This window comes from Devosia sp. GW821-FHT12F11, from assembly GCF_058806655.1.
Genome location: NZ_JBXAPX010000001.1, coordinates 26,006 through 49,565, shown reverse-complemented (window position 1 = coordinate 49,565; position 23,560 = coordinate 26,006). Strand labels below are relative to the sequence as shown.

22 protein-coding genes are annotated in these 23,560 nt (G+C 65.5%); 8 read left to right on the top strand and 14 right to left on the bottom strand.

What is annotated here, in order from left to right; all coding sequences use genetic code 11:
* Positions 1-29 precede the first annotated feature (29 nt).
* Positions 30-2,585, bottom strand: a complete 2,556-nt coding sequence (locus tag AC1ROK_RS00295; protein ID WP_492842695.1) for an ABC transporter permease — start codon at positions 2,583-2,585, stop codon at positions 30-32.
* Positions 2,582-3,277: an ABC transporter ATP-binding protein gene (locus AC1ROK_RS00290; RefSeq protein WP_492842693.1), complete on the bottom strand. Its 696-nt coding sequence runs from the start codon at positions 3,275-3,277 to the stop codon at positions 2,582-2,584. The genes AC1ROK_RS00295 and AC1ROK_RS00290 overlap by 4 nt, the downstream gene beginning before the upstream one ends.
* 210 nt (positions 3,278-3,487) lie before the next feature.
* Here AC1ROK_RS00290 and AC1ROK_RS00285 point away from each other — a divergent pair, with 210 nt between their 5' ends.
* Complete coding sequence (locus AC1ROK_RS00285; RefSeq protein WP_492842691.1) at positions 3,488-4,543, top strand: acyltransferase family protein; 1,056 nt, start codon at positions 3,488-3,490, stop codon at positions 4,541-4,543.
* A gap of 23 nt (positions 4,544-4,566) precedes the next feature.
* On the opposite strand, the gene AC1ROK_RS00280 is transcribed toward AC1ROK_RS00285, so the two are convergent.
* The 7 genes from AC1ROK_RS00280 to AC1ROK_RS00250 all read right to left on the bottom strand — a co-directional run bounded on the left by AC1ROK_RS00280 (position 4,567) and on the right by AC1ROK_RS00250 (position 13,398).
* Entirely contained in the window at positions 4,567-6,294 is a 1,728-nt protein-coding gene (locus AC1ROK_RS00280; protein ID WP_492842689.1) for a glycoside hydrolase family 9 protein, read from the bottom strand.
* 32 nt (positions 6,295-6,326) lie between these two features.
* Positions 6,327-7,313 (bottom strand): ABC transporter ATP-binding protein, encoded by a 987-nt coding sequence (locus AC1ROK_RS00275; protein WP_492842687.1) that lies wholly within the window; start codon positions 7,311-7,313, stop codon positions 6,327-6,329.
* Entirely contained in the window at positions 7,295-8,263 is a 969-nt protein-coding gene (locus AC1ROK_RS00270; protein WP_492842685.1) for an ABC transporter ATP-binding protein, read from the bottom strand. The genes AC1ROK_RS00275 and AC1ROK_RS00270 overlap by 19 nt, the downstream gene beginning before the upstream one ends.
* A complete protein-coding gene (locus tag AC1ROK_RS00265; RefSeq protein WP_492842683.1) occupies positions 8,256-9,275 on the bottom strand; it encodes an ABC transporter permease in 1,020 nt (339 codons plus the stop codon). Before AC1ROK_RS00265 ends, AC1ROK_RS00270 begins: the two co-directional genes overlap by 8 nt.
* 217 nt (positions 9,276-9,492) lie before the next feature.
* Positions 9,493-10,476, bottom strand: coding sequence for an ABC transporter permease (locus AC1ROK_RS00260; protein WP_492842681.1), 984 nt, complete (start codon positions 10,474-10,476; stop codon positions 9,493-9,495).
* 82 nt (positions 10,477-10,558) lie between these two features.
* Positions 10,559-12,235, bottom strand: coding sequence for an ABC transporter substrate-binding protein (locus tag AC1ROK_RS00255; protein ID WP_492842679.1), 1,677 nt, complete (start codon positions 12,233-12,235; stop codon positions 10,559-10,561).
* A gap of 110 nt (positions 12,236-12,345) precedes the next feature.
* Complete coding sequence (locus AC1ROK_RS00250; RefSeq protein ID WP_492842677.1) at positions 12,346-13,398, bottom strand: LacI family DNA-binding transcriptional regulator; 1,053 nt, start codon at positions 13,396-13,398, stop codon at positions 12,346-12,348.
* A 167-nt stretch (positions 13,399-13,565) separates the two neighbouring features.
* Between AC1ROK_RS00250 and AC1ROK_RS00245 the strand changes: the two genes are divergently transcribed.
* The 7 genes from AC1ROK_RS00245 (at position 13,566) to AC1ROK_RS00215 (ending at position 20,359) form a co-directional block, all read left to right on the top strand.
* The gene (locus AC1ROK_RS00245; RefSeq protein ID WP_492842675.1) at positions 13,566-13,892 is read left to right on the top strand and encodes a hypothetical protein; all 327 of its coding nucleotides are present in this window, start codon (positions 13,566-13,568) and stop codon (positions 13,890-13,892) included.
* Positions 13,893-13,973: 81 nt separating this feature from the next.
* Positions 13,974-14,561, top strand: a complete 588-nt coding sequence (locus AC1ROK_RS00240) for a GNAT family N-acetyltransferase (RefSeq protein ID WP_492842673.1) — start codon at positions 13,974-13,976, stop codon at positions 14,559-14,561.
* 203 nt (positions 14,562-14,764) lie between these two features.
* Positions 14,765-15,757, top strand: coding sequence for a LacI family DNA-binding transcriptional regulator (locus AC1ROK_RS00235; RefSeq protein WP_492842671.1), 993 nt, complete (start codon positions 14,765-14,767; stop codon positions 15,755-15,757).
* Between the two features lie 112 nt (positions 15,758-15,869).
* Complete coding sequence (locus tag AC1ROK_RS00230) at positions 15,870-17,147, top strand: sugar ABC transporter substrate-binding protein (RefSeq protein ID WP_492842669.1); 1,278 nt, start codon at positions 15,870-15,872, stop codon at positions 17,145-17,147.
* A gap of 147 nt (positions 17,148-17,294) precedes the next feature.
* Entirely contained in the window at positions 17,295-18,182 is an 888-nt protein-coding gene (locus AC1ROK_RS00225; RefSeq protein ID WP_492842667.1) for a carbohydrate ABC transporter permease, read from the top strand.
* Positions 18,179-19,021 carry a carbohydrate ABC transporter permease gene (locus AC1ROK_RS00220; RefSeq protein ID WP_492842666.1) on the top strand — a complete coding sequence of 281 codons (843 nt, stop codon included), beginning with the start codon at positions 18,179-18,181 and terminating at the stop codon, positions 19,019-19,021. The genes AC1ROK_RS00225 and AC1ROK_RS00220 overlap by 4 nt, the downstream gene beginning before the upstream one ends.
* A 3-nt stretch (positions 19,022-19,024) precedes the next feature.
* Positions 19,025-20,359: a glycoside hydrolase family 32 protein gene (locus AC1ROK_RS00215; RefSeq protein WP_492842664.1), complete on the top strand. Its 1,335-nt coding sequence runs from the start codon at positions 19,025-19,027 to the stop codon at positions 20,357-20,359.
* A gap of 74 nt (positions 20,360-20,433) precedes the next feature.
* Here AC1ROK_RS00215 and AC1ROK_RS00210 read toward each other — a convergent pair whose 3' ends face one another.
* The 5 genes from AC1ROK_RS00210 to mauD form a co-directional block, all read right to left on the bottom strand.
* Positions 20,434-21,315 carry a phosphotransferase family protein gene (locus AC1ROK_RS00210; RefSeq protein ID WP_492842662.1) on the bottom strand — a complete coding sequence of 294 codons (882 nt, stop codon included), beginning with the start codon at positions 21,313-21,315 and terminating at the stop codon, positions 20,434-20,436.
* A gap of 165 nt (positions 21,316-21,480) precedes the next feature.
* Positions 21,481-21,924, bottom strand: a complete 444-nt coding sequence (locus tag AC1ROK_RS00205; protein ID WP_492842660.1) for a c-type cytochrome — start codon at positions 21,922-21,924, stop codon at positions 21,481-21,483.
* The gene (locus AC1ROK_RS00200; RefSeq protein WP_492842658.1) at positions 21,921-22,361 is read right to left on the bottom strand and encodes a c-type cytochrome; all 441 of its coding nucleotides are present in this window, start codon (positions 22,359-22,361) and stop codon (positions 21,921-21,923) included. The genes AC1ROK_RS00205 and AC1ROK_RS00200 overlap by 4 nt, the downstream gene beginning before the upstream one ends.
* On the bottom strand, positions 22,358-22,897 hold the full coding sequence (locus tag AC1ROK_RS00195; protein WP_492842656.1) for a methylamine dehydrogenase light chain: 540 nt from the start codon (positions 22,895-22,897) through the stop codon (positions 22,358-22,360). Before AC1ROK_RS00195 ends, AC1ROK_RS00200 begins: the two co-directional genes overlap by 4 nt.
* A gap of 62 nt (positions 22,898-22,959) precedes the next feature.
* The gene (gene mauD / locus AC1ROK_RS00190) at positions 22,960-23,559 is read right to left on the bottom strand and encodes a methylamine dehydrogenase accessory protein MauD (RefSeq protein WP_492842654.1); all 600 of its coding nucleotides are present in this window, start codon (positions 23,557-23,559) and stop codon (positions 22,960-22,962) included.
* Position 23,560 lies beyond the last annotated feature (1 nt).

Genomic DNA, 23,560 nt, shown 5'->3' with positions numbered 1-23,560 from the left:
AGGTCTCCGTTTGGCGCGACGCTAGCTCATCACTCCTCGCGCAGGAAGCTGGCGGGACGGGTGGAGAGTGCCGACCAGGTGGTGAGCATGCCGACGGCAATGGCGAGCGCGATGGTGCCGACGGTGACCCAGACGAGCAGCGCCGGATCGGCCCAGAAATCGATCTCGAGCACGAACTCGACAAAGGCCCAGGTGCCGGCAAGGCCAAGCAACGCCGCGAGCACGGCGGCGAGGAGGCCGAGCAGGCTATATTCGACGAGGTAGGCGCGGATCACGTCGCCGCGCGTGGCGCCCAGCACCTTCATCACCACGGCATCGGATTCGCGCTGCTTCCGGCCGGCCGCCATGGCGCCGGCGAGCACCAGCACGCCGCTGACCACGGCGAGGCCGCCGATCACCTCGACCGCGGTGGTGACGTTGGCGAGGATGGCGGCGAAGGTTTCGAGGGCCTCGCCGACCGGCAGGAACAACAGCTCGGGGAAGTCGGCGACGAGGCGCTGCTGCACCGCGGTCTCCTCGCCCGGCACCGCCTTGAGCAGGCCGAGATAGCTCAGCGGGAAATCGGCGAAGGCGTTGGGCGACAGTACGAAGCCGAAGTTCACGCTGCCCGAGCGCCAGGCATAATCGCGGAAGCTGCCGATCTTCGCCTTCACCTCTTCGCCGAAGACACGGAAGGTGAGGACGTCGCCGAGCTTCAAGCCGAGCGGCTCCTTGAGCCGGTGGAACACCGAAACTTCCGGCGGGCCGATGAAATTGGGCGGCCACCAGCTGCCCTCGGTGATGGTCGATTGATCGGGCAGGGTGTCGGACGCCGAGAGCGGGATCTCACCCTCGAGCACGAAGGCAAACTCGGCCGGCGGCTTGCGGTCGAGCTCAGTGATCGGGGTGCCATTGATCGCCTCGATGGCGCCGGTGACCATGGGCAGCGAGGAGAAGGTTTCGACCGATTTGTCGCCGACCGAGAACTGCTTCAGCGCGTCCACCTCATCCTCGAACAGGTCCATGAAGACGAAGCTCGGGGCGTTGGGGATCGACTCGCGGGCGAGCTGGTGGCGGAGGTTCCCGTCGATCAGCGTGATGAGCAACAGCAAGGCCAGGCCGAGCCCGAGCGACAGGATGACCACCGGGGCGGGGGCGCCGGGGCGCCAGATCGATTTGATGGCGTTGCGGAGCGGCGCACTGGCGAGCGGCGGAACCAGCTTCAGGCCACGCTGCAACAACCAGGCGGCGCCGCGCAGCACGACAAAGGCGCCGAGCACGCCGAAGGCGTACCACAGCACCAGCAAGGGGCGACCGGTGGTGAGCGCGGCGAGCGCATAAATGCCGGCGGCGGCGAGACCGAGCGGCAGCCACAGGCCGGGCTTCAGCACGTCACGCCAATCGAGCCCGCCCTCGACGGCCGATCCGGCGGAGCGGAACAGCAGTGCCGGTTTCAGCTTTTCGGCGCGGCGCAGCGGCAGGTAGCCGAAGGCAAAGCCGGTGAGGGCGCCGAAGCCGGCAGCGGTCCACAGCGTCACCACATCGACCACCGGCGGCAGCGACAGGCCAAGGAGGCTGCCGAGAATGGGCAGCAGCACCATGGTGAGGAGCGTGCCGAGCAAGAGGCCCAGAATGATGCCGACCAAGGTCAGCAGCATCACCTGGGTGAGGAAGTGGACGAGGATGCGCGGACCAGTGGCGCCGAGCGCTTTCATGGTGGCGATGGAGCGCTGGCGTTCGGTGACATAGGCCGAAATGGCGTTGGAGACGCCGAGCCCGCCGACCAGCAGCGAGGACAGCCCCACGATGCTCAGGAAGCGGGCGAACATATCGAAGAAGCGGGCGAGGTCGGCGGTCGCGTCCTTCGGTCCGGCAAGTTTCCAGCCGGCCTTGGGGAAGCTGGTCTCGATCGATTGCATCGCTGCATCGGGATCCGTGCCATCGAGCAGGATCTTGTAGCGGTAGCTGGCGAGGACGCCGGGCGCCAGGATGCCGGTGGCGTTGAGCGCATCGACCGACATCAGCACGGGCAGGCCGAACTGCAGGCCGGCGGTGATGCGATCGGGCTCGGTGCCGATGACACCGGTGAGGGTAAAGCTGGCATCGGAAATGGTGAGCTGGTCGCCGAGCTTCAGACCCAGCCGATCGAGCAGCAGCTGGTCGGCGACGAGGCCGAAACTGCCGTCAGCGCGAGGGGCGAGGAGTTGGGGCAACGGGGCGTCGGCATCCTTTACGGTGACGCTGCCGATCAGCGGATAATTGCCGTCGACGGCGCGGATGGCGAGGAAGCTGTTCTGCTCGCCGGCGTCGCCGCGGCCCATCACCTCGATGACTTCGCCGAGTTTGCCGAGCCGCCCGAAGGCTTGCCGCTCCTCCGGGTTGGCGGCGCGATAGGAGAGCTGGGCCTCGATGTCGCCACCCAAGAGGGTTCGGGCATCGCGCAGCAGCGCCGATTGCAGCGCCGCGCCGACCGAGCCGACAAGCGTGATGGTGCCGACACCGAGCGCCAGGCAGGCCAAGAGGATGGTGAAGCGACGGAGGTCGCCACGCAGGTCCTTCAGCGCGACCCGCAGCCAGCCGCGCAGTGTCGCGGCAGCGGCGTTCACGCCGGCACCCGCACGCTGAGATGGCCCTCGTTCATGCGCAGTTGGCGATCGGCCTTGGCCGCAAGCGAAGGATCGTGGGTGATCAACAGGATGGCGGTGCCGCGCTCGCGGGCGATGCCGAACATCAGTTCGATGACGTGCGCGCCGGTTTCCTGATCGAGGTTGCCGGTAGGTTCGTCCGCCAGCAACAGCTTCGGGTTGCCGACGATGGCGCGCGCGAGGCCGACGCGCTGCTGCTCGCCGCCGGAAAGCGCGCTCGGCAGATGGGTGAGGCGGCCGGAAAGCCCGACATCGCCGAGTGCGGTGGCGGCGCGGCTCTGGATCTCGGTCCAGGGCAGGGACGGCTCGGCGATCTCGAGGGTGAGGGCGACATTCTCGAGCGCGGTCAGCGACGGGATGAGATGGAAGCTCTGGAACAGGATCCCCAACGCATTGCGCCGGAAGATGGCGAGTTGGTCTTCGTTGAGCTTGGCGATATCGGTGCCGGCGACGGTGATGGCGCCGGAACTCGCTTGTTCGAGGCCAGAAAGCACCATCAGCAACGAGGTCTTGCCGCTGCCGGACGGGCCGACGATGGCGGCCACCTCACCGGGGGCGAGGCTGAGATCGACGTCTTTGAGGATATGCAGCGAAGTGGTGCCGCTCTTCAGATGCAGGTTGATGCCTTTGGCATCGACGACGGGAGCGGGCATGGGGCGGCCGGGTTTGCTGCTGTTCAGAAGCACATAGTGTGTCGCCGCTGCCATTCAATGGAAGGCCTGGCGAGGGGACTAATCGATAGTGCGGCATTTGGGTTCCGGCGGTGACGGAGCTTTGCCTGCCATCTTAACCCTAGCGCACGACGGGGGATCGGGCGATGCGGCGGGAGTGCTATGGCAGAGGGTAAACGAAAGGTTACCCGGATGGCCGGCAAGCTCTACTCGGTACAGTACCTGCGCGGCCTCGCAGCATTGCTGGTGGTGATCGCGCATGCGTCGGCCCATCCGCTGGCGGACCCGACCTATCTGCAACTGCGGCTGGGCGAGTTCGGGGTCTACCTGTTCTTCGTGATCAGCGGCTTCATCATGGTGGCGATCTCGGGTTCGGGGCCGTTCTCGGCGTTGGAGTTCCTGAAGCGCCGGGCGATCCGCATCGTGCCGCTGTACTGGATATTCACCACGCTCGCGGCGCTACTGGCGCTGCTGGCCCCGACGCTGTTCAAGAGCACGGTGTTCACGCTGCAGCACTATGTGCAGTCGATGCTGTTCATCCCGCACGAGGCGCCGGGGCGCGGCGGCACCAGCCCGTTGCTGAGCCTGGGTTGGACGCTGAACTACGAGGTGTTCTTCTACCTGGCATTCGCGCTGCTGGCCGGGCTGGCGGCAACCGGACGGGTGGTGACGCTGACGATCGCATTCGTGGCGCTTTACGTGGCCGGCGCGACGCTCAAGCCGACCGATCCGCTGCTCGGCTTCTACATGAGCTATGCAGTGCTGGCCTTCGTTGCCGGCGCGTGGGTGGGCCTCGGACACATCAAGGGGGTGTTTGCGCGGTTGACAGGCCCGGCGATGCTGGGGCTCCTGGGGTTGGCCGTCGTTGCCGTGATCGTGGCGTTCGGGCTCGACCAGACACCCTATGAGACGGCGCCGGTCTTCGTGGCGCTGGTCGTCCTGGCGGTAGCGCTGCTGGTGCTGGGGCTGGTGCGCGAGGCGGTGCTGCCGCGCAGCACATGGCTGGAGAGGCTCGGAGATGCTTCCTACGCCATCTACCTGGTGCACATGTTCGTGGTCGGGGCGGTCGTCGGGGTCGGGACGCGCCTGCTGCCGGATGGTCCGGTCAGCTATTTCGGCATGGTGGCGGCGGCGATCGGACTGGCGCTCGTCGCCGGGGTGACCGTCCACGAGCGCATCGAAAAGCCGCTGCTGCGGATGCTGCACAAGCGGCGCGCGGCAGTGCGCGCGGCGGTGCCGGCGCAGTAGCGCCGGCCGCCCGATCGGGTGGCTCAGTACTCGGTCATTGCGAGAAGGAACCAGGCCGCGTGCGGGAGCCATTGCTCGCTCCAGCGCCAGGATTGGAACGGGTCCTCGGTCTCGCAGAAGCCGATATCGGTTTCGTCCGTGAGCGACGAGGTGATGCCGTTGCAGATGCCGCCATCGGCATTGGGGAATTTCGCCGGCCCGTAGATTGCCCAGTTGCGGCCGAACCCCTGCAGCATGCACGCATGATAGGGGTTGAGGCCAAGGATCCAGTCCAGCGCCCGCTGCGACTGCACGCGGGCAAGTTCGGCGGTCTCGGCATCGATATGCGGCATGGCGCGGCGCAGCGCGTAGGCGAGGCTGCCGAGGCGGGCGTTCTCGCCCTGCCACCAATAGCCGCTGTCATTGCCGTGCGGATAGAAGAACTGGGTGCCGATCTCGCCATCGCTGCGCTTCACCAGCTGGCGCGGGTAGGCGAAGGGGTTTGCCACCTCGGCAGTGATCCTGGCGAGATGGCGAACCACCTTGGCGAGGGCGGCGGAGACGCGCGGCCGATCGGCTTCCGGAGCGATGGCGAGGTAATCCACCAGGGCGGCGATCGGCAGGCCTTCGTCGGAGGCGTGGAAGAATGGCCGCGTGCCGTTATCGGCGCGCCACCAGCCATCATGGCCATGGCCGCTCGTCAGCCGGTTGAGCAGGCTCGTGGCGCGTTCGCCGGCCTTCACCAGATATTCGGGCTTGTGGGTGGAGCGGCTGAGTTCGGTGGCGGCGAGCAGCGCGCAGTAGTCGTCGATGATGTTTTCCTCGCCATTGTCGAGGTATTCGAGGTTGTGCACCTCGAGGTGGGCGAAGGCGCGCTCGGCGGTCGCCAGATACTCTGCGGCGGTGAATTCGCCGTCCTGTCTGAGCCGCGCGGCACGGGCGAGGGCGGCGATGGCCATGCCGCCGCCCTGGCGGTAGCCGGCCTCCCAGGTGTCGTGCTTATGGCCCTTCTGGGTGGCGTAGGAGCAGATCTCGCGCTGCGCGGTATCGCCCGACCAGCGGTCGAACACCGTCATGTAGAACATCCCTGCCGGATCGCACATGCGCACCAGGAAATCGGCGCCCCACAGCGCCTCGGCGCGGAAGGCGGCGTGGAGCTTGGCATCGATATGCGGGCAGATCGCCGCCTTCGACAGCGCCCAGACCACCAGCGGGGTCTGCTGCGGGTTCATGAAGTTGGCATAGCTCAGGTGGCTCAGGTATTTCGACACGTCGCCCGAGGCGTCGTACCAGCCGCCATGCACGTCTACGCGGGCGTTGCGCTTGTTGCCGATGAAGGCGATGGCGCGGTCAGCGCTGAGATAGGGCTCCGTCGTGCGCTGGCTCTGGAAATAGCCCAGCAGCGCTGTGGGGAAGCGCTCGGCGTAGAGTTGCTCGGCGATCTCGAAGGGCTCCGAGACGAGGCGGGCGCCGCTGGCGTCGAGGGCTTCGAGCAGGAAACGGCCGACGCCGGTGAAGGAGGTGAACTCGGCGCTTTGCCAGCGCTGGGTCTTCCAGCGGTCGACGCCGGTGGCCTCGCCGGGCGTCGTCTCGAAGACGAGCTCGCCGGTCGTTGCGTCACGCAGGCGGAGCGCAGTGAAGTCGGGGCCGTCGCCAAGCGCAAGAACGGCGAATTTCGGACCGGCGGCTTCGTAGCCGACCTGGTTGGTGGCGATGGCGCGGCTCGAAAACAGCGCGGGATACTGGGCGTTGATCGCCAGGAGCTGGTTCATCTTTGGAGGGTCCGGTCAGAGGTCGTGGCAACTTAGAGGTGATGGCAGCGGGCCATGTGGCTGTCGCCGACGGGCGTGGGGTCGGGCATGATTTCGCGGCAGATATCGGTGGCGCGCGGGCAGCGCGGCGCGAACGGGCAGCCGCGGCTTTCGGCGGTCCACAGCGGGATATCCGCGGCACGACGCACCGCGGCGCCGGTGATCTTGTGCTTCGGGTTGGGCACCGCGGCGATCAGCAGCTGGGTGTAGGGGTGGCGGGGGTGATCGGTGATCGCCTCGCTCGGTCCCTGTTCGACCAGGTGCCCGGCGTACATCACGGCGGTTTCCTCGGCGAAATAGCGGGCGGTGGCGATGTCGTGGGTGATGTAGAGGGCGGCGAGGTTCTTCTCGCGCTTCAGGTCCTCGAGCAGGTTGAGGATCCCGAGGCGCACCGAGACGTCGAGCATCGAGGTGGGTTCGTCGGCCAGCAGCACGGTGGGGTTGACCGACAGGGCGCGAGCGATGGCGACACGCTGGCGCTGGCCTCCGGAGAGCTCGTGCGGACGGCGCTTCAGGTACTCCGGAGCGGGGACGAGACCGACCTGGGTGAGCAGGGCTTCGCTCTCGGCCCGTACCTCTTTGCTGCCGAGCTCGGGGCGGTGGAGGCGGAGCGGCCGCTCGAGGATATAGCTGATGGTCTGAGTGGGGTTCAGCGAGCCGAATGGATCCTGGAAGATCATCTGCACCTGAGCGCGATAGTCGGTCAGCGCCTTGCCGCTGAGCTTTCCCACATCGGTGCCGCGGAAGCTGATCTCGCCGGCGGCCGGCTCGTAGACCCGGGCCAGCATGCGGGCGCAGGTGGATTTGCCGGAGCCGGATTCGCCGACCAGCGCCAAAGCGCGGCCGGGGGTGAGCTGGAGCGAAATGCCGCTCAGCGCCCGCAGCGTCGTGCGCTTGCCGACGAGGCCGCCGAGCACGAAGCGCATGTCGACATCGCGCATCTCGAGGATGGGCACTTCGCTCATGACAGCAGATGGCATGCTGCTTCTCCTCCGGTGGCGGGCGTGGGGCGGAGTTCAGGGGCAAGGCGCACGCAGACCGGGATGGCTTCGCCGCAGCGCGGCGAGAAGCGGCACCCCTCGGGCAGGGCGCTGAGGCTGGGTGGCGAGCCGGCGATGCCCTCGAGGCGGACGCGTGGCCCGCTGAGCGGCGGGAAGGAGCGGCCGAGGGCCCGGGTATAGGGGTGCTGCGGGGCGGTGAGGATGGCGCTGGCCGGAGCCACTTCCACCAGCTCGCCGGCATACATCACGCCGATGCGGTCGCAGAACTCGATCATCAGCCCGAGATCGTGGGTGATGAACAGCACCGAGAAGCCGAAGCGCGCCTTGAGCTCGCAGATCTGCTCGATGATGTCGCGCTGCACCACCACGTCGAGGGCGGTGGTGGGCTCATCCATGATGATCAGCTTGGGCTCGAGCGCCAACGCCATGGCGATGCAGATGCGCTGGCGCATGCCACCCGAGAACTGATGCGGATAGTCGTCGAGCCGGCGCGGGCTGATGCCGACCAGCTCGAACAGTTCGGCGGCGCGGGCCAGGGTTTCGGCGCGGCGGGCTTTCGGGCGATGCGCGAGGATGGCGTCCTCGATCTGCTCGGAGACCTTGATTACCGGGTTCAGGGCATTCATCGCCGACTGGAAAACGAAGCTGACTTCGCTCCAGCGATAGCGGCGCAACCGCTCAGCCGAAAAGCTCAGCACGTCTTCGCCCATGAAACGCACGGCGCCGCCCGACACGAGGCCGGGCAACCTGGTAAGCCGGGCCAGCGCGAAGGCGACAGTGGATTTGCCGCAGCCGCTTTCCCCGGCGAGCCCGAAGGCTTCGCCGGGGCGGATGTCGAAGTCGATGCCGTTGACGGCGCGCGACACGGTGTTGGCGCCGACATAGTCGACGGTGAGGTTGCGGACCTCGACGAGGGGTGCGTCAGACAAAGTCGGCACTCCGGTTGCGGCGCCTCAAGAACCGGCGGATGGGGCCGATGCGGCGGGTGGCGGCGAGTTGCGGGTTGGTGATTTCGTCGACGGCGAAGTTGACCATGACGAGTGCCGCGCCGGTCAGCATGATGGCGATGGCCGGTGGCCAGATTTCGTACCAGGCGCCGGTCTGCAGCGCCTGCGCCCGCATGGCCCAGTAGAGCATCGTGCCCCAGGTCACCGAGTTGGGACTGCCCAGCCCGATGAACTCCAGCGCTGCCTCGGCGAGGATGCCGTAGATGGTGGCGAGCACGAACCCGCCGACCACGAACGAGCTCATGTTGGGCAGGATCTCGCGCACGATGATCCGCCACTTCCTTTCGCCCATCAGCTCGGCGGCGAGCACGAATTCTCGGTTCTTGAGCGCCAGGGTCTGGGTGCGGATGGTGCGCGCACTCCAGCCCCAGCCCGTCAAGGCAAGGACGAGGCCGATTACGGTCGGCGACGCCTCCTCGATGAAACTGGCGAGGACGATGATCAGCGGCAGCGCCGGCAGCACCAGCGAGACATTGACGAAGAAGGTCAGCAGCTCATCGGTCTTGCCGCCGAAATAGCCGGCGGAAATGCCGACCGCGAGGCCGATCAGCGTGGCGGAGAAACCGGCGATGAAGCCGACGGTGAGGCTGGCGCGGCTGCCTTCGAGCAACTGGCTGAAATTGTCCTTGCCCTGGCGCGAGGTGCCGAGGAAGTGCTCGACCCCCGGCTGCACATGCGGCTTGCCGGCGCGACGATAGGGGTCATAGGGGGTGATCAGCGGCGCCAGCAGCGCGAGGAGCACGAAGATGGCGAGGATGGCGAGCCCGACCATGCCCTTCTTGTTGGTGACGAACAGCTGAGCCCAGCCGGGGAGCCTCGCGAGAAGGCGCGAGCGCGGGCGGAGGCCGAACTCGGCCATCAGTTCGCGCTGGGTCGGGGCCGTGAGTTCGGCGCGTAGTGGCGTGGCGGTGATGGCGGGGAGGATGTCGGTCATTCGACGGCCACTCCTGCCAGCGCGGGAAGAGTACCCCCCACCCTGTCCCTCCCCCGCAAGAGGGGAGGAGACCAAAACACTGACGCCGGTTTGAGCGTCTCCCTCCCCCTTGCGGGGAGGGGACAGGGTGGGGGGTGCTCTTCCCGCACCGGATATGTGATTGCCCGGCCTTGCGGGGAGGGGACAGGGGTGGGGGTCAGGTTGCGCAGAGCCATCATCATGCCCTCCCTGCCGAACGCAGACGTGGGTCGAGGATGACGTTGAGGACGTCGGAGGCGAGGTTGGCGACGAGCACGCTCATGGTCAGCAGGATCAGTTGCGCCTGGATGAAGGAGTAATCACGGGTCTGGATGGCATTGAGGGTGAACTTGCCGAGCCCGGGGTAGTTGAACACCACCTCGGTGATGAAGGCGCCGCCCAGCACAAAGCCGATCGACAGCGCCAGCGAGGTGATCTGCGGCAGGATGGCGTTGCGTGCCACGTAGCGGATGCGGATGCGCCGGTCGGATAGACCCTTGGCCTTGGCGAGCAGCACGAAATCCTCGTTGAGCAGGTTGATCATGGTGTTGCGCATGCCCAGGTGCCAGGCGCCGAAGCTGACGATGACGATCGAGGCGACCGGCAGCACAGCATGCCAGGCGACGCTGAGCAGCGTTTCGAGGTTGAAGCCGGGGGTGAGGTTCATCTCGTGGGCCCGGCCGAGCGGGAAGATCGGCCACTGCATGGTGAAGGCGTACCAGAGCAGCAGCGCCACGACCGCTGGGGTGAAGGCGTTGAGCATGACGTTGATCGGGGTGAAGAAGGTGTCGAAGAAGCCGCCACGCCGCCAGGCCGACCAGATGCCCATGGTGATGCCGATGCCGAAGGAAAGCGCGGTGGCGGCGCCGACAAGCACCAGCGTCCAGCCCGCGGCGTAGAACAAGAGGCTCGCCGTCGGCTCGGGGAAGTTGACGGTCGAGATGCCGAAATCGAAATGTGCGAGGCGCCAGAGATATTGCAGGTACTGGTCCCACAGCGAACCCTCGAAGCCATAGGTCTTGCGGATGGCGTCGATCTGGTCGGGCCGGAGCTTGCCGCGCAGTGACAGCAGGATGCGGGTCGCCGGATCGCCGGGCATCAGCCGCGGGATCAGGAAGTTGAGGGTGATCGCGACGAAGAACGCCCCGAAATAGAAGCCAAGTCTGCGGAGGAGGAAGGCCATTCCTGTTCCTGTCTGCCTGCCGGTGGGGGATGCGCAGTCGAGAGGGATGGCCCGGCGTCATGCAGGGCCATCCGAGATCAGCCTACTTCGCCACCGGCGTCAGGCTCAGCAGCACCTTGACGCGTTCGTGGATGCCGGCGGGGTTGTTGGGGCGGGCCCAGGCGTTGGACTCGTCCGGCCAGCCGGTGAAGTTGCGGGTCGAATACTCGTACCAGGCGGGGTTCGAGAACAGCGTGATCACCGGCAGGTTCTCGGCCACCTGCTTCATCACCGAGGTGATCTTTTCCTTCTGCACCGCGACATCGGCGGTGGCGCTGATGGCGGCCAGATCAGCCTCGATGCCCGGGATCTTCATCTGGTGCATGGCCTGCTCGTTGAGCGTGCCCGGCACCATCGAGCGCGGGTTGAACATCGAATAATAGGTGAACCAGGGGGTCGAGCTCAGGTTGGTCCACATGATGTAGACGTCGAAATTGCCGGTCGGGATATTGTCGAACCAGGCGCCTTCCTCGGGTGTCTCCATCTCGCCGTTGATGCCGATGTCCTGCAGGTTCTCCGAGACGGTCTGCAGCGTGTTCACCCAGTCGTCCCAGCCGGCCGGCACCGCCATCTTGAAGGCGATCGGGGTGCCGTCGGGGTTGTCGCGCCAGCCATCGCCGTCCTTGTCGACGAAGCCGGCGTCATCGAGCACTTTCTTGGCCGCCTCGGGATCATAGGTCATCAGATACTGGTAGGGCGCCAGCGCCGCGGTATCGATCCAGTCCTTGTAGAACATGCCCTCGCCGATCGGGTACTCGGCCGGCGTGGTCAACCCGAAGGTGGCGATATCGACCAGCGTGCCGCGGTCGATGGCCATCGACATGGCCTTCCTGAATTCGAGGTTGTTGAACGGCGCCTTGGTGGTGTTGAGCTGCAGGTTGGTGCCGGCGTCGGGCGGCAGCCAGTAGTGGTTGTCCGGGCTCTTCGAGGCGTAAGTGATCTCGGGATCGGTGATGCCGTCGGTGGCCCAGTCGAGGTCGCCATTGGTGATGGCGGCGATCACCTGCAGGTTGTCGCTCAGCTGCGGGTATTCGATGCAGTCGACCTTCACCTCGGCGGCTTCGCGATAGAGCGGGTTCTTGCAGAGCTTGAAGGCATTGCGCGAGAAATCGCGCACCTCGGTGAACGGGCCGGTCGCCACCACCTTGGGGTTGGCGTAGTTCACCGGGTCGGCAATGTCCTTCCAGATATGCTCGGGCAGCGGGAAGACCGGGCCGATATTGAGGCGCGCCAGCGAGTCGGCGGTCTTCAGCTCGAAGCGGACGGTGTGGTCATCGACCGCCACCACGTCGACGATCGAGCCGGTGTCCTTTTCGGCATTGTAGATGTCGTAGCCGATGGGGAAATCGAGATGCGCCTTGGCGTAATTGAAGGTGAAGACCACGTCGGCGGCGCTGAACGGCTCGCCGTCGGACCACTTGACGCCCTCACGCAGGTGGTAGGTGACGCTCTTCAGGTCGGCGCCGACTTCATATGAGGTGGCGAGCGCCGGGAAATCGTTGTCCGGGTGCCAGACATTGTCGATCCACAGCGGCTCATAGGCGAAATCCTGCACATAGGCGTGCGGGCCGGTGAGATTGTAGGGGTTGTAGTTCTCGACATGCGCATCGGTGTGGACCGGAGCGATGCGGATGATCACCTCGGCGTCGGCCGTGGTGGCAAGGGTAGCGCTCGTAAGCGCGGTGGTGGCGAGAAGGGTCAGTAAACGCAGTCGGTGCATGGCTTTGTCTCTCCCTGTGAGATCGATCCCATATCGATCAGCCGTTTGCAGTCGAAGAAGCTCCTGAGGCGTAGTCCTGGTTTCGTCGCGAGATACTGATTTCGCTCTGGTCAACTCGCAGTCAGCGCCGGCGCGGCAGTGCGGGGCGTCGGCGAAAGGCTCCGGACCGGGCCGACGCTCTGGCGCAGGATCAGTTCGGTGGGGATGGTGATGACGGGTGCAGCGGGCGGCTCGCCATCGAGGATGGAGAGCAGCAGCCGAGTGGCGACGCGGCCGGCCTCGTCGACCGGCTGGCGCACCGTGGTGAGGCCGGGGGTCAGATGCCGGGCGTGGAAATTGTCGTCGAAACCGAGCAGCGAGATCTCCTCGGGGACCCGCCTGCCGGCGGCCTTCAGCGCCAGCAGCGCGCCGGCCGCGACGTCGTCGTCGCCAGCGAAAATGGCGGTGGTCTCGGGGCGCTCGACCAGTAGCCGGGCGGTCGCCTGCTGGCCGAAGGTTTCCGAGAAGCTGCCATGCTCGACATAGATGTCGTCGCGGGCAAGCCCGAAGCCGGCCAGTGCCGCATCGATGCCGCTGAGGCGCTCGTGCGTGTCGCGATAGATGGTGCCGCCCGACAGATAGGCGATGTGGCGGTGGCCCTGTTCCAGCAGCAGGCGCATGCCGGCCTCGGCGCCGGTGGCGTTGTCGATAGTGACGCGCGCCCGCGCTGGCGGGCACTCGTTGCCGCCGACGGTGACCACCGGGGTCTTGGACCGCGCAATGATCTCCAGCACGTCATCGCGCAACGCATTTTCGAGATAGAGGATCAACCCGTCGCAGGCCCGGTCGAGCAGCTCGATGATGGCATGCGCCTCCTCGTCGCGATCGGCGTAGCCGGACGCGACGATGATGCTCTTGCCAACGCTGCGGGCGGTTTCCTGCATGCCGCCGATCATCTGGGCATAGAACGGGCTCGAGACGTTGACGACGACCCCGCCGATGATGTCGGATCGGTTGGAGCGCAGACCGCGCGCCATGGTATTGGGGCGATAGCCGAGTTCCCGGATGGCCGCTTCGACCGCCTTGCGGGCTTCGTCCGAGACATAGCCGTTGCCGGCGATCAGCCGTGAAACGGTGGATCGGGAAACCCCGGCCTTCTTCGAGACATCGGTAATCGTCGCCATGGGAGCTCGACATGAGATCGATCCCACATATCAGCGTGATGCAGATGGCGTTGTCAACGGGGTGCGACCAGCTGAGCGAAATCCAGAGGGATGCGTTCAGGTGACATTCAGTTGGCGAAGCCGAGGATATCCTCGTTCAATCAATAGTTTAGTACGGGAGAATTGCTATGCGCCGTGCCATTATCCTCGCGCTTTCGGTTGTCGCCATTTCGTCGCTCAGCGGCAATGCGATGGCCTTCCAGACGGGCACGATCTACGTGACGAAGGACGGCGAATGGATGTGCATCGACCGTTGGGGCAATGAGATTCCGCCCAGCTCCACTGGTGGCTGGACGGTTGTAACTCCGCCGCGCAAGGTCGGTGGCGACTGCAACAACCAGTATGTGGTGCGCACCGGCACGACGCTCGGTGTTGCCGCCGAGCTGGCATCGCCGCGGCTGCAGGGGCCGGCGGTCAGGGCCGAGAAGGGCATCACCGAAAAGGGTATCAAATAGCCCGCCACCCGGTCAGGCTGCCCGGTTGCATCGGGTCGCGGTTTGCGGCCTGATGCGGCTCTCAGCCTCGGCGAGGGAGCGATGACCAGCTTCTCGACAAGACCGCTCGATCCCGGCACCTGGCCGGCTTTCGCCGCGCTGGTGGAGCGCAGCAACGGCGTGTGGGGCGGTTGCTGGTGCATGGCGTTCCACGCCGAGGGGGTGGGGAAGGACCGGCCGCCCGCGCGGAACCGGACCGACAAGCAGGACCGCGTGCAGCGTGGTGAGGCGCATGCGGCGCTGGTGTTCGACGGCGAGACCTGCGTGGGCTGGTGCCAGTTCGGCTCGCCCGCCGAATTGCCGCGTATCAAGGCGCGACGGGCCTATGAGGCAGAGTCGGCGCCGTTGGCGGACTGGCGTATCACCTGCCTGTTCGTCGACAAGGCACAGCGCCGGCGCGGCGTGGCTGCCGCGGCGCTGGCCGGTGCATTGCGCGAGATCGCCCGGTTAGGCGGTGGGCTGGTGGAGAGCTTTCCCGAGGACACCGAAGGCCGCTCGGTGTCGGCGTCCTTTCTCCATAATGGGAACCTGGCTATGTTCGAGCAGGCCGGATTCACCCGTCTACGCCGGCTGGGAAAAGACCGCTGGCTGGTAACGGCCGTGGTGGCGGACGACCTTCTCAATCCCTGACGTCCAGTGCTTCGCCCCCCGTCAGCTCGAATTGAGGGACAAGGGCCGCATGGTCGGCAGATCGTGCGGGTGCAGTGGACTCAGAGCATCCGGAGGCCGGCGTCTCCCGGTGGCTTGCGGACTCCTGGTGCTCGCCGCGCGGCTTGTCGTATGTGACAGGGTATGCGACGGATGCACGGCATTGTCCAACGCGAGCCATTGTCTTGACGACCACGCAACGCGAAATTGCCCGCCGCGCCAAGACCTCGCTCAAGACCGTATCTCGAGTGATCAATCGCGACCCGCTGGTGAACGCCGAAACGCGAGCCCGGATCGAAGCGATCATTGCCGAGATCGGCTACGAGCCCTCGCAGGCGGCGCGGATGATGCGCTCACAACGCAGCAACATCATTGGTTTTCTCGCCGATGGAGTGACCACGACCACGTCCTCCATCGACCTGGTGCGCGGAGCGCAGGATGTGGCCTGGGAACGCGGCAAGCAGATGATGCTGTTCAACATCGAGCGCGGCACGTCCAGCGCGACGTTGGCTGACAGCCAGCTCGCCGCCTTCCGCGCGGAAGCGGTGATCTACGCGGCGGTGTTCCATCAGCGAATAGACATCGCGCCCGGCGATACGCCGCATGTGCTGCTGAATTGTTTCGATGGCTTTGGCCGCCATCCAGCGGTTTTGCCTGACGACTATCAGCTCGCCCATGACCTCACCCGGGTCATTTTCGAGCGTGGTTATCGGCGCCCCGTCTTCCTCAATCTCTCGACCGACATCGTCGCGAGCCACCTGCGGGCGAGAGGCTTCGTCGATGCCGCCGCGGCGCTGGGTCATGACGTGGCGGCCGACATCCATTCAGCGGTCATCTCCAAGGTCGGTACGCCCCCGGTGTTCATCGCCGACCAGATCCTGCCCAGGCTCTTTGCCGGAGATGCGCCCCCGGACCTGATCATCTGCGGGCAAGACATCCTGGCGATGAACGTCTACTTCGTTCTGGCGGAGCTCGGTCTCAAGGTGGGCAAGGATGTTGCCGTCGCCAGCTTCGACAACCTCGACCCCATCGCCGGCCTGCTGCAGCCCGGTCTGTCCACGATGGAACTGCCTTACTACGACATGGGCAGGATGGCGATGACCCTCGCCATCGATGGTGTCGCCGGCAATCAAGTCCTTCGACTCAAAGGCAAATTCATCGAACGCCAGTCCCTCTGATACGGCGGCATTTCTGATGATCGCCGACGCGATTGACAACGTGAGACAATGTACATTATCAATTGTCTCACGTTGTCAATGAACGACGACGCGCTCTTGGAGGAGACAACAGATGAAGCATGCCCTGTACGCGGGGGTGGCCCTGGCCGCCTGCCTGACGTCCTCGCACGCTCTGGCCGGCCAACTCACAGCCTGGGTCATCGACGGCGATAGCGAGAAGCCCTATTTCACTCAGCTGGAAGAGACCTTCAACGCCAAGTACGGCGCCCAGGGTATCTCCCTCGATGTGGTGCCAATCCCCAGCTACAACGAGGCAATCCAGGCGGCGACGCTTTCGGGCGATCTGCCCGATGTGATCATGCTGGATGGCCCCAACATGGCCTCCGTCGCCTGGGCCGGCACGATTCAGCCGATCGGAGATCTGCTCGATCCCGCGATCCTCGAGGATCTGCTCCCGGCCATCAAGGCGCAGGGCACCTATGGGCCCGAGCAGACATTCTACTTCGTCAGCCCCTATGACTCGGGCACCATCCTGTGGGGCAACAAGGCGCTCCTCGACAAGGCGGGCGTCCGCATTCCGACCTCGATCGAAGACGCCTGGTCTCGTGAGGAGATGGCCGAGGCGCTGGCAAAGCTCGATGCGTTGCCGGAGGTCGAGTGGCCGCTCGACGTCAAGATGAACTACGGCGCCGGCGAGTGGATGACCTACGGCTTCTCGCCCTTTGCGCAGTCCAATGGCGGCGACATCATCGATCGCCAGACCTGGGTCGCCGAGGGAGCGATCAACTCCGAGGCCAATGTCGATACGCTGACCGAGCTGCAGAGCTGGAACAAGAACGGCTGGATCGTGCCGGCGAGCGCCGGCGACAACAAGTTCTACGGCGAAAAGACCGCGGCCTTGTCGTGGGTCGGGAACTGGATGTGGCCTGCGCACCGTGAAGGGCTGGGCGACGATCTGGTGCTGATTCCGCCGCCGAAGTTCGGCGCAGCCGGGCCGATCTCGGCCAATGGCGGCTGGGGTTGGGCGGTGCCGGCGAGTTCGACCAACCTCGAAGATATCAAGGTGTTCCTCAACTACGCGATGTCGAGCGAGCAGGTCGCCGCCTATGCCGACATCACCGGCTATGTACCGGCGCGCGCCTCGGCAATTCCCCTGTCGAAGACCTATGGCGCCGGCGGTGAAGGCGAGCTCTTCGCCAAGCTGGCGGCCTGCTGTGCGGTGGTCCGGCCGGTGCATCCGGCCTATCCGATGATCACCAGCGCCTGGGCCACGGCCGTGGTCAACATCCTGTCGGGGGATGTCGATGTAAAGGCCGAGCTCGATCGCGCCGCCAAGACCATCGACCAGGATATTGCCGACAACGACGGCTACCCGCCCTTCGGCCAGTAGTCGAAGCTTCGTCCTTTCGGCTCCCGCAACGGGGCCGAGGGGGGCTCGTCGAGCCCTGGCCCCTTCTCCAATCCCCTCTCTATTGGGGAGGGGCCGACTCGCGAACGCGCCAGGACTGGGCAATGTCGTCGGCCCGAGGAGACCATCATGCGCATCAGAACCCGCAGCCATGGCCAGGAACTGGCCATGCTGCTCCCCGCGTTGATCTTCATCATCGCGCTCATCGTCGTGCCGTTTCTGCTCTCGATCTGGTTCTCTTTCACGGACCAGCGGCTGGTCCCCCGGCCGATCCCGACCAAGTTCATCGGCACGACGAATTACCAGCGCATGTTCGTCGATCCCCTGTTCTGGCAGGCGATCTGGAACACCGTGCTGTTCGCACTGGTGGTGACGCCGGTGCAGCTCGCCCTGTCGCTTGGCGCGGCAATGGCTCTGAATTCGGCCATTCCGTTCCGCAGTTTCTTCCGGTCGGTGGCCATCCTGCCCCTGCTGCTGCCGATGACGGTTATCGTGTCGATCTGGGCCGTGCTGTTCCGCATCCCCGCTGGACCGTTCAACGCGGTCTACCAGTGGTTTGCCGGCTCCGGGAGCTACGTTGATTTCCTTGGCAACCCCGCCACCGCGATGCTTTCCATCGTCGCGCTGTCGGCCTGGGCGACGTTCCCGTACCAGATGCTGATCTACCTCGCCGGCCTGCAGGACATCCCGGGCGAGCTCTACGAGGCCGCAAAGCTCGATGGCGCCAACGCGTGGGAGCGCTTCCTCCATGTCACCTGGCCGGGGCTGAGGAACGTCAACATCTTCCTCTTGATCATCACCACGGTGGGGGCGCTCAAGCTCTTCACCCAGGTCGATATTCTGACCAAGGGCGGGCCCAACGGCGCCACGACGACGATCATCCACTACCTGTTCAAGCAGGGCTATGCGACGCAGAAGGTCGGCTACGCCTCGGCCATTGCGGTGTTCTTCTTCCTCGCCGTCACCGCCATTGCACTGCTGCAACGCCGGGCGCTCAAGAACGAAGGGGAAGCATGATGCGCATTCCCCGCGAAGCGATCCTGCCGGCGTTGTTCGCGCTTGTTCTGGCGCTGGGCGTATTGCTGCCATTGCTGATGATGGTCACCATCAGCCTCAATCCCAACGAGCAGGACATCATGGTCTCGATGGGGTCGATCCGCTCGTTCATCCCGCAGGTGTTCTCGCTCGAGAACTATGTGGAGGTCTGGACCGATCCTGTGCATCCGTTCCCCCGCTATCTGGCGAACACCGCACTCATCACCTTGTCGACGCTCACCCTGTCGATCCTGTTCAATTCGATGGCTGCGTTCGTCTTGGCACAGGGCACCTTGCCGATCCGCAAGGCGGTGATGATCCTCATCCTCGCCACGCTGGCCGTGCCGGGGGAAAGCCTGGTGCTGCCGCAACTGATGATGGCGGGCTGGTTGGGACAGGTGGACAGCTATCAGGTGCAGATCGTGCCGGGCGTTGCCAACGCCATGTCGATCTTTCTGTTCTACCAGTTCTTCTCGCGGCTGCCCAAGGAGCTGATCGAGGCGGCGCGGATCGACGGCTTCTCCTTTTTCCAGACCTACCGTCACATCGCCATGCCGCTGTCCAGGCCGGTGATTTCGGCCATCGCGGTGCTGCAGTTCCTGGAGATCTGGAACGCCTATCTGTGGCCGGTCATGGTGACCCGTGGGCCCGAATACCGGCCGCTCTCGGTGGCGATGTCCGCCTATTTCGGCACCAACCAGGCGGCCTGGGGCAACATCATGGCCTTCGCGGTGTCGATGGCCATTCCCGTCATCCTGTTCTTCCTCATTATGCAACGCCAGTTCATCGCCTCGGTGATGAGTTCGGGCGTCAAAGGCTAGTTCATGACCGAAATATACCGCCCGAACCTGCATTTCTCGCCGCGCGCCGGTTGGATGAACGATCCCAACGGCATGATCCGCATCGACGGTGTGTGGCATCTGTTCTTCCAGCACGATCCGGACAGCACCAGTCATGGGCCGATGCACTGGGGGCATGCCACGAGCACGGATCTCGTCCATTGGGACGAACAGCCCGTCGCCCTCTATCCCACGGGATTGGGCACCTGCTTTTCGGGCAGCGCCGTGGAGACCGGCGAGGGCGAGGTGAAACTGTTCTACACCGCCCACAGCCGCACCCCGGAGGGTGCGGACCACCAGGTCCAGTGCCTCGTTCATGCCGACCATTCAGCGAGCCGCTTCGAGGCCGATCGGGCAAATCCGGTCGTGCCGAATCCGGGTCTCGCCGCGTTCCGTGATCCCAAAGTGATCTGGCACGCGCCGACCGGCCGCTGGATCATGCTGGTGACGGAGGGACAGTCCATCGGGTTTTACGGCTCCGGCAACCTCAAGGACTGGGACTATCTCTCAAGCTTCGGGGTGGGGCATGGCCGCCACAGCCCTGGCCCCTGGGAGTGTCCCGACCTGGTGCCATTGAGGGCTCCCGATGGGGAGATGACCTGGGGGCTGATCGTTGGTCTCAACCCCGGCGGCTATGCGCCGGGGTCGGGGACCCAGTATTTCCTCGGTCACTTCGACGGAACGCGCTTCACCAACAGCAATCCGGCCGAAACCGAGCTTTGGCTCGACTATGGCCGCGACTACTACGCAGCCCAGACGTTCTTCGAGCGTGGCGGCACAGAAACGCCCACGGCCATCGCCTGGGCGAGCAACTGGCTCTATGCCAGGCAAACGCCGACCGAGGCATTCCGCGGCGTCATGTCCCTGCCGCGAGAGTTGCATCTGGTCGAGACTGCCGACGGGCTACGGGTCGCTGCCCGCGTGCCCCTGGCAGTCCAGCAGATCATCGGGGCCGACGATCTGGCCGGCACCAGCCGGGTCGATCTGATCGCCGATCTGACGGTCGGCGAGGAACTCGTCATAACGCTGTTCGGCGAGGGGCGGCCGCATTACCTGGTGCGGCGCGACAGCGCCAGCCGCGGCAGCATCCGCACGGTGCGCGACATGGTGCCGGGGATGGATCAGTTCGCGCACGACTACTCAGTCGATCTGGCCTGGCCGGAAACCGGCCGGCTCGACGTCACGATCTTTGTCGATCGCGGGCTGGTCGAGCTGAGTGCAGCAGATGGCCTGGTGTGGATCACCAATCTGTTCTTTCCGGCGAACCCCGACATTGCCGTCCACACCGAGGTGCGTCGGCCGGAGCCGGCGCATGCCTAGATACTCTCACCGCTCAGATGAAACGGTGTGTGAGGCCAGGGCATGAGCAGGCGGTAGCTCTGCCGGCTCCGGGACTATCGGGTCTCCGGCAAATCCGGTCCGGCCTGGCGCAGCCGTTGCCGAACCTCCGAGACCAGGGCGTCCCGTTCGGTTTCCGTTATGGCGTCGGCCGCGAGCTTTCGTGCGGCGATGGGCCCCAGCCAGGGATCGATCTCCGCCTCCCCGATGCCGGTCAGGCTTTGATACTCCGTCGTGAACAGGCGGATGGAATGCTCGCGAGTGGCCTCGAACAGGCCGACGACCTCCGGCGGTGCGCCATGCGGCAGCCTGGCATGGCGGAGCATCAGAACGTACTCGGCCAGGTCGGCTTCCGGGTTGCCCAGCGTCGCATTGTTCCAATCGACGATGACGACACCGCCTTCTGTCAGCAGGAAGTTTCCGGGATTGGGATCGCCGTGGCAGAGCTGCCGCTTGTGCGGCAACGCCTCGAGCAGGCCGATCACCGCATCCTTTTCTCCGTCCGTCAGGTGGTCAGTGCGCCGGATGTCACGCTCGAGGCTGGCGCGTTGCCCTGGTAAGTCGTCGGAAGTCTTGCTGTGGATGAGATGCAAGGTTCGCGCCGTGGTCCGGGCCTCGAGGTAGTCTGGCCCGGCATCAGGCACTGGCCGGGACGCCGTGGACAGTGCGTAGCCCGCAAACTTTTGCAGGAGGGTGTCCCCGGTCGCCCGTGCGAAAACGATGCCATGGCGCCCGTTCGCCTGCACCAGATCATAGGGTTGGGGTACGGACAGGCCAAGTCGCCAGGCGATGTGGCAATGGCGAAGTTCACGCTCGAGGGCAAACAGGTTGGTGTTCGGTTTGGCCAGCTTGACGACTTTGCTGTCGCCGGCGCCCCAGGCGTAGATCTCGGCGCAGGCGCCCTCGGCAAGCTTCGCGCCCAAAAGCTGTTCCGTCACGCCAGATCCGCCACCTCTGAAGACACGCCAAGCGGCTCATGTTTGCCCAGTTGCCCGCAACCGGCAAGAGGGCGCTCGCCGCACCTGGCCCCGTGGCGGTCCCGCCAGTCGGCTATCGCCCGGGCCGCCACGGCATCTTGAGGCATCGGCTCCGGCTTTGCCTGCTCACGGCCACGGGTAGTCCGGAACCTCGATGCCGTCTTCGGCCAGCTTGTCGGCGACCACCCGGCGGTACTTGACCACGTTGCCGATCTCGGTCGCGCGCAGCGCTGTCACCGCATCGGCGGTGAACGGCTCGAACGGGACGGGTAGCGAGTCCCCCGCATAGATCTCCATCACGTAGTTGAGCAGGTCGGCAATCTCCTTGTCCGTCAGGCTCGAGCCGATCACTCCGGGGACGTGGAGCAGATAGGCGCGGCCTTCGGGCAGCCGGGCAAAGACACCGACCTTGCCGACGAAGTCGGGTATGCCTGCGCTGGGCAGACCCGAGCCATCCTGAAGGTGGCAGCCGATGCACTTGAGGACATAGTTGGTCTGAGGCGTCCGCTCGGCGGTTTGACCGGGCGCGGTTCCCGCCAGCAGCAGCGCCGCCGCGAGTAAGCGCTTCATGGCGCGGCCTCCTGCCGCAGCGCCTGCAGTTCGACGTGGCTGGGCGGCTTGGCGCGCATTTCGGCCACCGTGGATGCCGCCAGTCGCGCGTCCAGTCCGTTCAACTCGCCCAGTACGTAGTTGGCCACAGCTGCAAGTTCCTCGTCGGTCATCGAGCTCTGCGATGGCATGGCCAATCCGGCATAGACTTCGCCATTGGCGACGATCTGACCGGACAGGCCCCCGAGCAGCACACCGGCGACATAGGTGGAGGCGCCCTCACCAAACCCGGCAAACAGCGCGGCGTCGACCAGCGGCGGCGCCAGACCCGGAGAACCGATGCCGCCGATCTGGTGGCAGCCACTGCAATTGTCGTCGAACAGCACGCGGCCGGCGTCGTCGGCGAGGACCGGCGCCGTCAACAGCGCCAGTCCGGTTGCGATAAGTAAAAGCCTCATTGGGCGATACCGACCACGACAGCCAGCGTGCAGTGGATGCCCTTGTCGGTGTTGGCGACACACCAGCTGGACTCGCTGGCCAGCCCCATGCGGTAGCCCGGGCGATCGCCTTCCTGGCGCGAGCAGCCATCGCCGCAATCCCCACCCTTGCCGCAGCAATCGTTGTAGGACACCAGGTAGTCCTTGTCGTCGTTGGGGTTGCGGCAGGTGCCCACCCACGCGACCTTGGAGGGCGTGGAGCCGGGCGGGCACTGGGTGATGCTGCCGCCGCACTGGGTGCACAGGGTGCCGTGCAGCGAGCAATAGCGCCAGTACTCGCAATCGGTGGGGATCTCGTCCGGCTCACCCAGGCCGCGGGCGAACGCGACACCGTTCGAGTTGTCATAGGGCAGCATGGGCAGCACGGCGCCGCCGACCAGCGCCCAGCCGGCCTTCTGCAGGAAACTCCGTCGGCCGGCAACGCTGGCAATCCGGCGCGTGCGCGCCTCTGCCATCGTGTCCACCCACTCCATCAGGTTGTCGAAAAACTTGGCCATATCGGCTCTCCGTCGTGAGGAAAAACTGCGCCCGACCGGCGTAGGGGCCGGTCCGGGCAGGGTCAGTGCTGAACTGCTGGCTGCTGGTCGAGGTAGGACTGGATGGACCCGACCTTGAGGTCATAGGCGTTGAACAGGCTGTCGAACTGCTCGCGGCTGTTGATCAGGCCCTTGGCCCGGATGGTGCCGTGCTGGTCGAGCAGCACCGCATAGGGCAGGCGCGCCACACGATAGGCGAGGCCAAGCTCGGTCGACACGACATAGGGGAAGTTCGACAGCTTGGCGGTTTCGATGAAGCGCTGGTGCTGGGCCTTCTCGCCGTCGCTCGCCAGCACTACGTCCAGCCAATTGCCCTCGGCTTTGCGCACCGAGTCGACGATGGGCAGCAACTTCTTGCAGACCGGGCAGGTGGGCGAAACGAAGAAGACCAGCGTCGAGCGGTTGGGCTTGGGTCCGATCGACACCATGCCGCCGGTCAGGCTGGAGAGGCTGAACAGCGGCGTCTGCTGTCCCACCTCGGGGCCGGAATCGTTGACGAGAGCGCCCATCGGCGAGACCCGCTCGAACAGGATGCCGATCTGGCGACCGAGTGCGAGCAGGCCGACGGTCAGCGCCACGACCATGAGAAGCAGGGCAGCCAGCGCGAAATAGATGAGGTTCATG